Below are 15,314 nucleotides of genomic sequence, written 5' to 3'. Positions count from 1 at the left end.
TTATCTACTCCTTATATTAAAAATTCTATTCCACAATTACTGAAAGTCCATCTGGAATAACTGTTACTTTAGCATCTTTTCCTTCTATTTTATAAGCACGCTCTAGTGCCTCTTCAAAATTTGAAACAAGCTCCATATGCATACCACAAATAAGCTTTTGATCAACAAGGTCAGAAACCATTATTACATGGTGCTTTGAAAGAATACGCGCTAATATTTGAGAAGTCCATTGATCTGGAATTGTCTTCTGGCGTTCTGTATGAATAGCTTTTTCTAAGAATTCTTCAGGTGTTTTTACATTAGCAAGATTTTTGTAAAAACCTTCTCCCCCATGCCCATCCCTACATCCAGCAACCATTATAATTACACCATTTTCTTTATTTGTAGCTTCTGCTGCGGTCATTCCTTTTACTGCTTGATAAATATTTTGATCAAGAGGATAACCACCATTTGTAGACACTGCAATATCACAAGGCACTTTTTTAACTCTTGCCAAATCCTTTACGAAATCACAACCTGTCTCATGGGCTTTTTCTACATCTCCTGCAAAAGAGCCAATAATCTTTTTGTTGCCGTCAAGAACTACATTTAAAATAAACTTAAGACCGGCTGTTCTAGCTGCATAAACCATATCTTCATGAATAGGGTTGCATTTTATATTACCAGTTCGTGCTTTATTTGAATTTATAAACTCGCCACAATGATTGGCCATAATTGTTTTATAAGAAGCTATTCCAGGTAATACAGATTTACGCCCACCAGAAAAACCTGCAAAAAAGTGAGATTCAATAAATCCTTCAGCAATAAGTAAATCCGCCTCTGCAGCAATTTTATTGATAATGCATGGACCTCCTGATGGCAGAGTACCTATTTGTACCATAGCAGAATCATCAGTTGAAACATGCATTACAATATTCTCTCTTTTTACAATTTCCTCACCATACTTATCCACTAACTCCTCATGAGTAGATGGACGGTGAAACCCCGTAGCAACAAGTATAATAATGTTTGCATTAGGTTCAACACTACGAATACGACGAAGCAAAATAGGTGTAATAATTTTTGAAGGAACAGGACGCGTGTGATCAGAACTGATTAAAACTATATTTTTCTTTCCCTTCACTAATTCCTCCAGTTTAGGTGAAGCAATAGGATTATCAAGAGATTTTTCAACAAGCTCCTTCTCTGATAGACTATTTTTATAATTTTCTGATTTTGAAACTAAAATACCAGCTAAATTTCTCTTATATATTTTTGCAGTAATTTGTTTTTTATCATAAGGTAATTTTATATTAACATACTCCATAACTTATTCATCCTCCCTTTATATTTTCTAAAAATTTCTTTTTTTGTATGTCGAGATTATTATAGTTCAATGGAATATACTTGTATAGCCAAATAAAAAAATGGCTGACATAAAAAAATTTCATAACAAAATTAATTTTATATCAGCTGTAATAAATATTAGCTATCCCTTTGATTTAATTTTACAACGTAATCAGTAAATATTTTTATCGCACTATACTTTGGATTTTCTTTTTTATATAGTAGAAAGGCTTTTATTTCATACGGTGGGTCAATGTTAAAGTATTCTTGCTTATATTTAAACCCAAGTGTATTGAGAAGACGTTCTGTAATAAATGCTCCAGCAGTGTCCTGCTTGCAATATTCAATGAACGCATATGGAGATGGTAATTTTGCTGCCACCGTCGGCATTTTCCTCTCAATATTAAAATACTGATCAATCATTTTGTTCATGAAATTATCCGGCGGATATTTCACTAATGGCACTTTTAGCATATTGTCCCTTTTTATAGTGCCAGATATTTCTTTGATTTTTGGCGCATAATATACAATCTTATCCTTTCTAAATAGGGACTTTTCAAAATTTTCTAAGGTCTCATCATCAAAAAGAAAGGTAGATGCAATATCAATTTTACCATTATTTAAAGCGCGTATAAGTTCATTTTTTTCCATACTATAAACTGTAATTAGTATGTTCTTATTCTTTTGAAAATAATTGACGTGTTGATTCATTAGTATGTCTCCAAGTGATGTAAGTACCCCTACTTTTAGTTCTATTGCTTTTTCACCATTTATTTGTTGAAATTCGTAAATTACTCCCACCAATTCTGGCAGTATTTCACTTATCTTCTTATAGAAAATTTCACCTTCAGGTGTTAAACTGCTACCTCTATTAGAACGTAAAATGAGTTTTACTCCCAAAGTCTCTTCAAGTTTTTTCATTTGAAAGCTAAAGGCTGATTGCGTTATGTTTGCTTGATTAGCTGCAAGTGTAAAATTTCGTACTTTCCCGTAAATTATAAAATTCTCTAATTCTTGAATGCTAGGCAACTCTTTTATTTAAAACACCTCCTAACTTTTTAATATATCATATTTGTTTTTTTATTTCAAAAATAATACCATTAGTTCCTACAAAAACCAATGGTATTATCTTCTTATTATTTCGTTTAGTAATCTACAATAAAATATCTCACACTTTAAATTTTATAAAAGCCTAACTTTAGAAATATTTTTCTAGTTAAAGCCATCTACCTTCAAAGGAATTTGCTACATCCTTTAGGTATTTTGTAATTTCAATATGCTGCGGACAAGACTTTTCGCACTGCTTACATCCTATGCAATCAGATGCTTTTCCGTAAATTTTTATATATTCTTTATAATCTGATTTTTGCTTAGATGAACCAGTATTTAAGTATTGCTTTTCCTTATTGTATAATGAAAAATATTTAGGAATAGGTATATTCTTAGGACATCCCTCTACACAATATTGACAGGCTGTACAAGGAACAGTAATGGATTTATGTATGATTTCTACTGCCTCTTCAATAACTTGATATTCTTCATTATTAAGTGGTTTAAATTCCATCATATAGCTTGTATTATCAAGCAGCTGGCTCATGTCAGACATTCCACTTAATACCATCATGACATTATCATGGCTTGCCACATAACGAATTGCCCAAGAGGGTACTGATAAATTAGGATGATAGTTTTTGAATAACTGCTCTGCTTCTTTTGGCACCTGTGCAAGTTTGCCTCCTTTTATAGGTTCCATAACTACAATTGCCTTATTATGTTTTTTTGCTACTTCATAGCATTTTCTTGATTGAACACTTTCATTTTCCCAATCCAAGTAATTTATCTGCAGCTGAACAAAATCCACTTCTGGATGCGCTAATAAAATTTCATCCAATAACTCTGAGGTATCGTGAAAAGAGAAACCTATATTTCTTATTTTTCCTTCCTCTTTCTTTTTCTGAATAAACTCAAAGCTTTTAAATCTTTGAGCTGTAGCATAGTTTTTCTCTCCTAATGCATGAAGAAGGTAATAATCGAAATAATCCACACCACATTTCTCTAATTGCTCATTAAAAATTCTTTCTTGATCGCCTTCTTCTTTTAAGAACATTGTTGGCAGCTTTGTTGCTAAAGTAAAGCTGTTCCTTTTATGGCGTTTTACTAAAGCTTCCTTAATAGCCAGCTCACTTTTACCTGTATGATACATATAAGCTGTATCAAAGTAGGTAAATCCCCTCTCTATAAAAGTATCAACCATTTGATTTACTGCTAAAAGATCAATGCTTCCTTGATCATTTTGATCTTTTAGAGGTAAACGCATAAATCCGAAACCCAATTTTTTTGTTTCCATATAATAACTTCCTCCTATTTATTTTAAACTTTTTTATGATGTCTTACTGAGATTTTAATTCTTTTTCTCTAAGTAATATCCTTTTTTCATAACCATCAATTTTTTTGTCTAGCCTTTCTAAGGTTTGCTGCATTACTTTAATTTTTTTAACAAGTTGACTGCGCTGTTCTATTAAAAGCTGTTTTCTTGTACCAATAGTAGAATTTCCTTCTTGAAACATTTTTACATACTCTATTAATACTTCAATGGAAAGTCCTGCACTGCGCATACACTTTATAAACTGAACCCATTTACAATCTTCATGTGTATAATCTCTAATACCACTGCTATTTCTATTTACTGCTGGAATAAGTTTAATTCTTTCATAATATCTTAACGTATCAGCTGAAATATCATATTTTTGGCTTACCTCTTTAATTGTCATATAACCTCCCCCTTCAAAAGTAATGCTTTTGTTTACATGAATTTATTACTGTTAAACACATACCAATTATATAATTTATATCTTTTCCTAACTTATTTTATCTTTCTTAAATTTTTCTAGTAGGAATAATGCTATTTTTTCAAACTTTTCTACAACATCTTTTAAGTGTGTAGTAATTTTGATATGTTGTGGACACGCACTTTCACACTGTTTACAACCAATACATTCACTGGCTTTTCCATGATTAATAGCAATATTATTATAATACACCATCTGACTTGAAAAACTATCAGTAGTACGCATGATACTGTTGTAAAGTGAAAAATATTTTGGAATAGGAATATTTTTAGGACACCCATGTGTACAGTATTCACATGCAGTACATGGAACCGCTGTATTTTCATTAATTATTTTAGTAACCTTTTCAATTATAGCCATTTCTTCTTCGTTTAAAGGTTCAAAATTTTGCATAAATGAAGCATTATCCTCTACTTGCTCTATAGTGTTCATTCCACTTAATACACGAAATACTCCCTTTTGACTAGCTGCATAACGAAATGCCCAACTTGCAATAGAATAATTAGGATTATAATCTCTCATTAATTTTTCAGCTTCCTTTGGTACATTTACAAGAGTTCCACCCTTACAAGGTTCCATAACAGTTACTGGTTTATTATACTTATTAGCAATTTCTAAACAATCACAAGCATTAACATTTGGCTGATTCCAATCCACATAGTTAATTTGCAATTGGATAAAATCTAATTTATCAGTATATTTGGATAATATCTTATCTAGTAATTCTGGTGTATCATGAAAAGACATTCCAACAACTTTAATTTTTCCTTCTGCTTTCTTTTTAGCTACAAAGTCAAAAGCACCATACTTTTCGCATTTATTAAAGACATTTGACCCCATGTTATGCAGTAGATAAAAATCAAAGAAATCAACACCACAATTAGATAACTGTTCATTAAAAATACGTTCCATATCACAACTATCTTTAAAATCACGCAGTGGCAATTTTGTTGCCAACTGAAATTCATCCCTTAAATGGCGCTCTACTAATGCCTTACGCACTCCTTCTTCACCATGATAACCATGATATGTGTATGCAGTATCAAAATAAGTAAATCCTTTTTCTAAATACATATCAAATAATTTATTAATTAAATCATAATCAAAGGATGTAGGATCTTCCTTATCTAATAAAGGTAGACGCATACATCCGAACCCAAACTTTTTTTCGTTCATTAACTCCATACTAGACCCCCTAACTCTTTCAATAAAAGTGTAGCACTTTGAGTTAACTCTAAGTCAAGTGCCTTTTTTAACTTCAATTTTCTAACTACATTCTTTAAGAAATCAAAAATGCCACCAGCTTATTAACCTGATGGCATATATTTATTAAAATTCAAGCTCTCTAAAAGCTTTTATAAATTGTTTTATTCTGTAGTTTCCAAATTTCACTTCAAATTAATTTAATTATTCTTGCAATACTCATCAATAGTTTCTGCAACTACTTTTGCTTGTGCTGCAGCTTCAACTACAGTTTTTGCTCCTGTAACTACATCTCCACATGCAAAGGTTCCTTTTTTAGTTGTATTGCCTTTTTCATCTGTTACTATTAATCCCCATTTAGTATCTAAGCCTGTTGTATTAGATACTATATTATCCTTAGGTGCTTGACTTACGGCAACAACTACTGAATCACACTCAAAAAACTCTTCTTTTCCTTCAATAATTTTAGTTCTTATTTTTCCTTCTGCATCTGTAACATTTTCTGTAAATGCTACTTTAATACCCTCTTCTGTTATTTCAATTGGTGCTCTAAATAATTTAAACTCTACTCCATCTTCTTTAGTTTCTCTTATTTCTTGTTTTGATGCTGGCATCTCATTAAAGCTTTTTCTATAAAGTATTGTTACCTCAGCACCATTTCTCTTAGCAGTTCTTGCAGCATCCATGGCAACATTACCTGCTCCTATTACAGCTACTTTTTTTCCTAATCTATAGCTTTCAGGAGATTTTAAATAATCAATAGCAAAATGAACATTTCCTAAAGTTTCTCCCTTTACATCTAAGGTTTTTGGATTCCATACTCCAGTTCCAATAAATACTGCCTTATATGAATCTTCAAGTAACCTGTCCAAAGAAATAACTGGTCCAATAACAGTATTAGGTCTAATTTTCACTCCAACCTCTATAAGTCTTTCTTCAAGCTTATCCACTAATTTCTTAGTCAATCTATACTCTGGAATACCATATCTAAGTACTCCTCCTATTTTATCGTGAGCCTCAAAAATGGTAACATTATAGCCTTTATTAGCAAGTACAAATGCAACTGTGATTCCTGCTGGACCTCCTCCAACTATTGCAATTCTATCCTTGTCCTTCTGAACATTCTTAAGCTTGGCCTCTTTTAAGTACTTCTCTGATATCTCTTCTTCTATCTCGTGAAATTTTATTGGCTCGCTTTTTATTCCTCTTACACAATTTCCCTTACATTGATCCTCATGAATACAGACCAATGAGCATATTACTGAAAGAGGATTGTTATTAAATAAAATTTCTCCTGCTTCCATAATTTTTCCTTCTTTATAAAGGCTTATAATTTCTGGTATGGGTGTATTAATAGGGCAATTTGCTTTACATCTAGGGTTTTTGCATAGTAGGCATCTGTTTGCCTCTTCTGACAATAAATTAGGGTTATCCATAATAATTAATATCTCTCCTTTTTCTTACGCATATTTTATAAATTCCGTTTGCAAAACATAATTTTACTATCAAGTAAATTTTACTTTCCAAGTAGTATTAATTATACCTTAATCTTATAATAAAACAGTACGCTTAATATTGCAATTATAATCTTACAAAGCCTTCTCCTGTCTTAATCAAATAATTTACTATATTATTTATATAATAAATTAATTCTTTAAAAAGAATAGATACTCTATTAATCACGCCCGCTTAGTATATTTATTTTCCTAAACCCACTATATTTTCAACTAACTTTCCTATAGGCTTTTAGTCTTTTCATGTCTTCAATTTAAAATTATTGTAGAACTAAAACAACTGCTACAACTCAATACTGAAATAATTATCTTAATATTGTTGAAATAGAAACAAAAATTTAATATAATATTGTTAATCTACCAAAGGATGGGAGGACGGACTATGAATAAAGAAGAACAAGTCATGATGAGTTTAAGGGAACTATTTAACAAAATGGCTTGGCTCAATAAACTTAAGATGGAAGATAGTCTTAAAGGGTATAAACCCTCTGAAGTACATTACATCGAATGCATTGGAAAAAATGTAGATTCTAACGTTACAAAGCTTGCAAAGTCCCTTTATATGACTAGGGGAGCCATAAGTAAAATGACAAAAAAGCTTATAGAAAAGAATATTGTGGAGAGCTATCAGAAGGCAGATAATAAGAAGGAAATCTATTTTAGACTTACTGAAAAGGGTCATGAAATTTATAAACTTCATGAAAATCTACATAAAGAGTTTCAAGAGAGGGATAAAGTTGTATTTGAACAGGTTACCGATGAACAATTTGAAAGCATGCTTAGCTTTATAGAAAAGTACAGCAAACATTTGGATTCAGAAATAAAGAAACTTGGTATAGATACTAAGTTAGAGTAAATTTTAATAGTAAAATGATAGGCAGTCTAATTTTATTTAAACTAGGCTGCATTTTTATTTTTTTGTTGACATGGAAACAAAAAGTTGATATGATAAACATGTTTCCCAGGAAACAAAATTAATAACTTTGAGAGGAGAATTCAAATGTCTAAATTTAAATCACACAATAGCAATAATACAAAACAAACTATAAATAAACACGCTTTAATATTCGGTCTTATATCTGTATTTCTTTCTGGAATAGGTTTTACTATCATATCACCTGTAATCCCATTTTTAGTTCAGCCTTACATAAATAATCCGGGAAACCAAGCTATAATTGTTACACTTTTAACTTCTGTCTATGCAATTTGCATGTTCTTTTCAGCTCCCGGGCTTGGCGCTTTGAGCGATAAATATGGCCGCCGTCCAGTACTTTTAGTATGCCTTTTAGGTTCATCAATAGGATACTTAATTTTTGGCATAGGAGGAGCTCTATGGGTTTTATTTGCTGGGCGCATAATAGATGGTATAACTGGAGGAACTATAAGCACTATATTCGCATATTTTGCAGACATCATTCCTGAAAACGAAAGAACAAAATACTTTGGATGGGTAAGTGCCGTTGTTGGTGTAGGCACCATCATTGGTCCAACTCTAGGAGGATTACTTGCCAAGTTTGGTTATTCTGTACCCCTGTATTTTGGCGCAATAATAACTTTATTAAATGTTGTTTACGGATTCTTTTTTATGCCTGAGAGCCTCGACAAAAATATCAGGCTAAAAGAGATAACCTTTGTAAGACTAAATCCATTTACACAGCTTGCAAATTTACTTTCCATAAAAAGCTTGAAAAGACTTCTTATCTCAGCATTCTTACTTTGGATTCCAAACGGATCTTTACAGGCTGTTTTTTCACAATTTACAATAGATACCTTTAGTTGGAAGCCTGCTATAATCGGACTTATGTTTTCAATTATGGGCTTCCAAGATATCATTTCACAAAGTTTAATAATGCCAAAGCTTTTAGTAAAACTTAGCGACAAATATATAGCGATTCTTGGAATGATTTCAGAGGTTATAGGTTACAGTCTCATTGCAGCATCAGCTTTATTTTATTTCTATCCTCTCTTTATAGCTGGAATGTTTATATTTGGTTTTGGTGATTCCATCTTCGGACCTTCCTTCAATGGGATGCTCTCCAAGTCTGTTGATTCTAGCGAGCAAGGAAGAATTCAAGGAGGAAGCCAATCTATTCAAGCTTTAGCAAGAATGATCGGACCTATCATTGGTGGTCAAATCTACGTATCACTTGGTCATGCCACCCCCGCTTTTATGGGTATAGTACTTATAACAGTGGCAATACCTGTCTTGTATAAGAATATTCATATAAATATATAATAATAGGGTTTCAGAACTTGTTTCTAAGTTCTAAAACCCTATTATTATACACTCTAAGTAAATTTACTTAAAGAATAATTAAGAAAGCTATCATAATAATGACACTGATGCTAGTAATGATCGCCCCCACAACCATAAATTGTCTGCTTAACCCATACACATCCATTGGTGTGTTGGCGCGAATATCAACTCCTTTGTCAGTATATAAGTGTCTTAATTCGATTTTGTTACCAATTGTATATTTGCTTTTAAGGGTATGTCCCGTGCTAGATTTATAGAGCAAATATGAGTTACTACGTTCATCCCAGTACTTGATTACCGGACACCATGATTGTGGACTATCTAAAACTTTAACTCCCTTTACAATATCGACTATTTCTCCTTCTATAATTTTTGATTCAGAAGCATATTTTTTCCCCTCATTATAATAATGCAATCCAACTAATAAAGGAATCAATCCAATTACAATAAAAGGAGACATAATTAAAATAATTATCATATCAGAAACTCCTTAATTTTAAATTATTATATACTATATTGAATAATAATTCCTTATTTGTGTCAATATAAAAATAAGGTTAAGTTAATATCATATACTTCCTTTAATATTAACTTAACCTTAATAAAGCTTTTTTAATCATTACTATAAATTTAGTTATATTTTTTCTCCAGAGCTTCTAGTATTTTAGCATATTTATTTTGAATGCCTTCCTTATTAGTTTCTTCTTCAAACTCAAAGCATTCTTTATTTATCTCATTTAATGTCTCTTCACTAAGCTCTCTTTTAGCAAACGAATATGCAACATTATCTTCTTTATCTATATGTCTATTTAATAAATTTGTATACCCTACAGCATTAGCTATAACATCAAGCTTTGCTTCACTATCACCATTTTTTAGCTTATTTATAGCTTCCTCAAGGTCTCTCATATAAAGTCTTCCAAAGTCGTGTTCTACAAGCATTCCATACTTAACTAATTTCTCCGCTGCTCCACCTATTTCATCAACCATTCTATTAAATAAAAACTTTTCTTCTTTTCCATGGTGATGCTTATCCGCATAATTCCTCACAAAATCAATGATATCTTCAAAGTCTTCATATTCAACTTCTTTTCCATTCATAATACCAAAGCAAACTTTTCTTATAACCTTAAGCATTCTCTTTATATTTTTGTGTTCATCAACCATTAAAGCAATTCCATCCATAAGATCACACCTTTTCTATTGTACTTATTCCATCTTCTTTTCTAGAGTATTTATACCCAGCAGGACTTTCACTAAAAAAACCATTAATCCACGAATCTCTAAAATCATTAAAATTCTTAACATCTCCATGAACATTATCCCAATAAGTTCTATGCAAGTCGCTAGTAGTTCTCCAACTAATAGACTCTTCGCTGTTTTCAATTATTTCATTTACCCTATCACATGGCATTCCTTCAAGCATGTAATCAAAAATAAGGTTAAAAAAGTTTTCAGGTGTCCCATCTTCTACATTAAGTTCCTTCATTGTATTTACCCCATTTTGATAAAAAATATGAGCAATATCCTCTTTTTTAACAATGTTATCCCCTAACAAATTAGTTATAATATATGCCAATCTACTTTCTACACTTATTATTCTTTCTTGAAGCCATCCATGTATATTACTATGATTTATATTATCTTCAAGTGAACCTACTATAGGCTCACCATATTTTGAGTAACTTTCGCTTATAAGGCTATCAGCTTTATAACCATTATTATCTGCAAGTTTTGCTATATCTTCTATTAAAGCTTCATGCAATTGAATTTTATTGTAAAGCCAATAATGAATTTTCCCCAAGAATGCACTCATCTATTTAGCCTCCTTATTTAAGGCCTCAACTAATTCATTAACATCCATTCCATGAACGCTGCATGCCTCTTCTATTGTTTCTGCTTGTGCTGACGGACATCCTACGCATCCTAATCCAAAATTAAATAACACCTCTACACACTCTGGATGATTTCTAACAACTTCTCCTATAGTCATATCTTTTGAAATTTTCATAACCTTTTCCTCCGTTATTTTATAGTAAAACCATATGAACTATTAACCTTCACACTTGGTTTTCTGAATTTCTTTTAATTTATGTTCTAATTATATGATTAACTTTTTTTAAATTCGGTATCCTTCGTTACGAAAATAATTTATTTTATAAAAAAAGCACTATTATTTTAGTGCCCTCTTATTATAAATTAATATTATATAATCATTTGTCTTTACTCTATAGAATAATCTTGTTTATTATCTATATGTATTTTAAAAAAGCTCAAGTCCACAACATCTTTTGTTTGCTTTATCTCATCTGCCACCCAGCTTTTTTCTTCTCTTATAAACTTCCAATACTCTTCAAATTCAACACTAACGGATTGATATCCTTCTATTACCTTATTGTCTTCCTCATTTATTGTATAATCTATGGCCTTAGCTTTTATATATAACCAAAAGCTATCTTTATCCGTACCTTCGTAATCTTCAACTGCTACTGGATAAAATTCTAACAATTGTACATTATCTAAAATATTTTTTTCTTTTTTAATAATCATACTTTCAGTTTCAGCTTTATGTTTATCGTACAGTTTCTTACTCATATATTCTCTAGCTAATTCTTGATTTCTCTCCATCCAAGCCTTTTGAATATTATAAAATGCTTCTTCTACATCCTTTTTTATTTCATCATAATTCCAATTATTATCGTCTATAGATAAATCGTTTATTGCTGAAATACTTTCATTCTTTTTTTTACGCATAATTTTATTTGGAATTATTACTCCTACTACAAAAATAAGACCCATAAAACCTGCATTTATTCCAATTACAATTGGACCAATAAAACCTGAACCTCTCCCACCTAGTGAACTTCCATGAAATGAACCTCCGTGAAATGAACCGCCATGGCTACCACCTGAGCTTCCACCTCCTGCCCTTGCTAATACAGCTACTTTTTGTCCGCTTATTAATAGAACCATGAGTGCTATAATCAATGTCTTTCTTATAAAATTATTAAATTTCTTCATTTTCACCTTCCTCTTTTGCATTATTAAAATTTATATATAATATATTACCATAATTCTTTAATATGTAGAGTCTAATTTATATTATTTAAAATCCATTAGTAATATATTTGCACTAAACCCATCTCTTGTTATAATTATAATACAATTGTTTCAACTTATTTTTCAAAGATTCTACAAAAGCTATTCTATAAATTGAGGAGTGATCTAAATGAAAATATTACTTATCTGTGATAAGGATAAGAGAACAATTCCTAGCGAAGTATTAAAAAAAGATTTACTTGAGTTTTTTTCTTACAAAAATTTTGAAACAAAAGTTATTGAAGCTGGGAGAAACAGTTTTAAGCACTGTATAGGCTGCTTTAGCTGTTGGATAAAAACACCAGGCAAATGTGTTCTTAAGGATTCAATGTCTGAAGTAAATAAAAGTTACATAAATAGCGATATAGTTATTTATTTAACTCCCATAATTTTTGGTCAATACAGTGCAAATATTAAAACCATTATAGACAGAGCTCAACCCTATTGTTTACCTTTCTTCAAAGTTATTAATGGAGTAATTAAGCATCCTCTAAGATATGAAAAAAACCCAAAAGAAATAATTGTAGCTTATGGTGATGATGTAACAAAAGAAGAAAAAAGCACTTTTCAAGATTTAATTGATAATCACGGACGTAATTATAGAGATGTCTTTTACTCTCTTAAAATAGAGGACAACAAAAAAATACTTGATGATTTGAAAAAAATTATATAAATATAATGGAGGAACTATGAAAAATATATGCTTTATAAATGGAAGTCCAAGATCAAAAAAAGCCAATTCAACTCTTTATTTAAATTTAATAGACAAGTCATTAGACTCTAAAAATTACACTAAATATTATATAGACACAACTTCTAGTATAAAAGGAGATTTAGAGTCTACTTTTAAAACACTTCTAGATGCGGATTACATTATACTAGCCTTTCCACTATATGTCTATTCTATGCCAAGTCTTCTAGTAAGATTTTTAGAAGACTATTATATCTACTTAAAAAATAAGGATACTATAAGTCAAAAGACTAACCTATATGCTGTAGTAAACTGTGGTTTCCCCGATGCAAAAATGAATGTAGAAGCACTAAAAATAGTTTTCAACTGCTGCAAAAAATTAAATATAAATTTTAGATTTGGCATTGGTATTGGTGCAGGGGAATTTGTTAATTTTTCTAAAAACAACCCTCTTTTAAATAAACTAAGCAGCTGTGTTTATAAATCTATAAATAAAATCACTTATGATATTGAAAATCAAGTCTCAATTGAAATTAATAATATTTTTGTAAATCCCAAAATACCTAGAAGACTATTTTTTATTTTCGGACATATATTTTGGAAAAAATGGGCAAAACGAAACGGTATTAAAATAAGTGCTTTATTTGATAAGCCCTACTCAGATTAAATTCGTATAACATAAAACAACCCTCGGTATATCACCGAGGATTTTATTTACATATTAAAATATTCCAAACAGCTTTTTTTTATAAAATGGTTTAACATCTATAAGTGCATCTTTGGCCCAAGCATCCATTTGAACCATGTCTAAATGCATACCTCTTAAATAAGGAACTGCAACCTCTGCAATTTCATCAAATACCTTATCATCCTTTTCATTATAGTCCACAACTATAAGGTAGCTTTTATCCTGATTCTTTGTCATAAGTCTTATATATGCTTTATTGATGGATTTCCTGTTTTCCATATACTGCTTAACAGCCTCTATCATTTCGTCTGGATACTCTTTAGGCTCACAAAGTGTGATTTCTGTATCCTTTGAATCATGATTTTTCTTAACTATTTCTTTTTTCTCTTCTTTCTTTTCTTCTGTTAAGACCTTACCTCTTTCATATATCTCTAACATTTTTCTATTGTTTTCATCTATTCGTAGTGAAACTCCACTACAATTTACAACCACACCATGCATTTTAACACATAATTTCATTAAACCATCGTAGGAAGTTATATATCCCCTCCACATATTTTTATGATATACCTTTTCAAACTCCTCCCAATCAGTAAAAGCCGGAAGCCAAGTTGTATCATCCTTATCTACTATGCTTGCAAACTCAGTATCTTTTTTGTTTAATATAGTCTTTACTTGCTCTCTTGAGATTATGGGAGCTGCTGTTCCAACTTTTACTGGAACTAAATACTTAGCACTTACTATCTCATCCAACATTTTTCTCTCCAAGTCATGGATAAATTCCTGCTTTCCTTCATACTCATCTTTAGAATACAGATTTTGAAAAAACTTTATCATACTGTACTGCAACTTAGGATTTTCTATCGGAATATTTATCAACATCGTATTACCAATATGAGGGGGAGGTAATATATCCTTTCTGTCTATCTCAACTTTATATTGACCATTATCTACTATTATTTTTTTTATTCCAAGCCTATGTAAATTATTAAAGTTATCCAGAATACATTGTTTGTTTACTCTCTTTACTTTAAGACGTATCGATTGTTTCACAAAATAATTCTTAACAACAACTGCATATTCTTGTTTTGAAAATATCCATACTCTATCCTTAGAATCTATATATGGGTAATCAGTATTTTCATCATACATAATAAATAATTCATTAGCATTTCTTATTTTTTCTAATAAAACCTTCATAAAAATCTCAATTTTTTCTTTAAAAATATTACTCGCAATTGTTTGTTTTGATTTAAAAAATCTTGCAGAACAAATTAAAAAAATAATTTCTTGAATTTCTAACGCTCTTAATTTATTTAATGATGTTTCTTTTCTTAATAAGAATACTACACCTATTTGGTCTTTCCTTGTTTCCTCAAGCATTGTTGCATTCATCCTCCAAATTACTACATAAATATATATAACTTACCAAATACACTAATATCTTTTATAGTTTGCATTTAATATACTATTTATTTTACAATAATGCAATTATTTTTAGACATATATGTAACATTTTTTATACTTTTATTATATCATATTAAAAAAACTATTATAACGCAAGTAATTAACTAAGCATTTATGTAATATGTATTCATTTTAGGACTAATACGCAAAAAAATAAATTACTCCTAGAAAACCTTGTATGGTTCTGCAGGAGTAATTTATTAATAAGTATTTTGAAGTT

The 15,314-nt window shown here is 30.5% G+C and carries 16 protein-coding genes; 4 read left to right on the top strand and 12 right to left on the bottom strand.

All coding sequences use genetic code 11. From position 1 onward, the window contains the following. Positions 1–25: 25 nt before the first annotated feature. The 6 genes from larA to CA_RS04115 all read right to left on the bottom strand — a co-directional run bounded on the left by larA (position 26) and on the right by CA_RS04115 (position 6,814). A complete protein-coding gene (larA, locus tag CA_RS04140) occupies positions 26–1,306 on the bottom strand; it encodes a nickel-dependent lactate racemase (RefSeq protein ID WP_010964087.1) in 1,281 nt (426 codons plus the stop codon). A gap of 158 nt (positions 1,307–1,464) precedes the next feature. Further along, a complete protein-coding gene (locus CA_RS04135) occupies positions 1,465–2,355 on the bottom strand; it encodes a LysR family transcriptional regulator (protein ID WP_010964086.1) in 891 nt (296 codons plus the stop codon). A gap of 187 nt (positions 2,356–2,542) precedes the next feature. Continuing rightward, positions 2,543–3,673, bottom strand: a complete 1,131-nt coding sequence (locus CA_RS04130; protein ID WP_010964085.1) for an aldo/keto reductase — start codon at positions 3,671–3,673, stop codon at positions 2,543–2,545. A gap of 43 nt (positions 3,674–3,716) precedes the next feature. Further along, the gene (locus CA_RS04125; RefSeq protein WP_010964084.1) at positions 3,717–4,097 is read right to left on the bottom strand and encodes a MerR family transcriptional regulator; all 381 of its coding nucleotides are present in this window, start codon (positions 4,095–4,097) and stop codon (positions 3,717–3,719) included. An 87-nt stretch (positions 4,098–4,184) separates the two neighbouring features. Then, entirely contained in the window at positions 4,185–5,360 is a 1,176-nt protein-coding gene (locus CA_RS04120; protein ID WP_010964083.1) for an aldo/keto reductase, read from the bottom strand. A gap of 218 nt (positions 5,361–5,578) precedes the next feature. Beyond that, a complete protein-coding gene (locus CA_RS04115; RefSeq protein WP_010964082.1) occupies positions 5,579–6,814 on the bottom strand; it encodes an NAD(P)-dependent oxidoreductase in 1,236 nt (411 codons plus the stop codon). Between the two features lie 460 nt (positions 6,815–7,274). Between CA_RS04115 and CA_RS04110 the strand changes: the two genes are divergently transcribed. After that, entirely contained in the window at positions 7,275–7,748 is a 474-nt protein-coding gene (locus tag CA_RS04110) for a MarR family transcriptional regulator (RefSeq protein ID WP_010964081.1), read from the top strand. Positions 7,749–7,892: 144 nt separating this feature from the next. Then, positions 7,893–9,128 carry an MFS transporter gene (locus CA_RS04105; protein ID WP_010964080.1) on the top strand — a complete coding sequence of 412 codons (1,236 nt, stop codon included), beginning with the start codon at positions 7,893–7,895 and terminating at the stop codon, positions 9,126–9,128. A 67-nt stretch (positions 9,129–9,195) separates the two neighbouring features. Here the strand turns inward: CA_RS04105 and CA_RS04100 are convergent, their stop codons facing one another. The 5 genes from CA_RS04100 to CA_RS04080 form a co-directional block, all read right to left on the bottom strand. Then, positions 9,196–9,627 (bottom strand): hypothetical protein, encoded by a 432-nt coding sequence (locus CA_RS04100; protein WP_010964079.1) that lies wholly within the window; start codon positions 9,625–9,627, stop codon positions 9,196–9,198. A gap of 152 nt (positions 9,628–9,779) precedes the next feature. Then, the gene (locus CA_RS04095) at positions 9,780–10,334 is read right to left on the bottom strand and encodes a hemerythrin domain-containing protein (protein ID WP_010964078.1); all 555 of its coding nucleotides are present in this window, start codon (positions 10,332–10,334) and stop codon (positions 9,780–9,782) included. 4 nt (positions 10,335–10,338) lie between these two features. Then, positions 10,339–10,965 (bottom strand): hypothetical protein, encoded by a 627-nt coding sequence (locus tag CA_RS04090; RefSeq protein WP_010964077.1) that lies wholly within the window; start codon positions 10,963–10,965, stop codon positions 10,339–10,341. Then, on the bottom strand, positions 10,966–11,160 hold the full coding sequence (locus CA_RS04085; protein ID WP_010964076.1) for a DUF1858 domain-containing protein: 195 nt from the start codon (positions 11,158–11,160) through the stop codon (positions 10,966–10,968). 212 nt (positions 11,161–11,372) lie between these two features. Next, positions 11,373–12,170, bottom strand: coding sequence for a Tim44 domain-containing protein (locus tag CA_RS04080; RefSeq protein WP_010964075.1), 798 nt, complete (start codon positions 12,168–12,170; stop codon positions 11,373–11,375). Between the two features lie 208 nt (positions 12,171–12,378). Here CA_RS04080 and CA_RS04075 point away from each other — a divergent pair, with 208 nt between their 5' ends. Both CA_RS04075 and CA_RS04070 read left to right on the top strand, forming a co-directional pair. Further along, complete coding sequence (locus CA_RS04075; protein WP_010964074.1) at positions 12,379–12,921, top strand: NAD(P)H-dependent oxidoreductase; 543 nt, start codon at positions 12,379–12,381, stop codon at positions 12,919–12,921. A 16-nt stretch (positions 12,922–12,937) separates the two neighbouring features. Then, the gene (locus tag CA_RS04070) at positions 12,938–13,606 is read left to right on the top strand and encodes an NAD(P)H-dependent oxidoreductase (protein ID WP_010964073.1); all 669 of its coding nucleotides are present in this window, start codon (positions 12,938–12,940) and stop codon (positions 13,604–13,606) included. Positions 13,607–13,660: 54 nt separating this feature from the next. Here the strand turns inward: CA_RS04070 and CA_RS04065 are convergent, their stop codons facing one another. Next, positions 13,661–15,010 carry an enhanced serine sensitivity protein SseB gene (locus tag CA_RS04065; RefSeq protein ID WP_010964072.1) on the bottom strand — a complete coding sequence of 450 codons (1,350 nt, stop codon included), beginning with the start codon at positions 15,008–15,010 and terminating at the stop codon, positions 13,661–13,663. Positions 15,011–15,314 lie beyond the last annotated feature (304 nt).

Source organism: Clostridium acetobutylicum ATCC 824 (genome assembly GCF_000008765.1).
GTDB classification, from domain to species: domain Bacteria; phylum Bacillota; class Clostridia; order Clostridiales; family Clostridiaceae; genus Clostridium_S; species Clostridium_S acetobutylicum.
The sequence above is the reverse complement of the archived record's forward strand: the minus strand, read 5'-3'. Positions and strand labels throughout refer to the sequence as shown.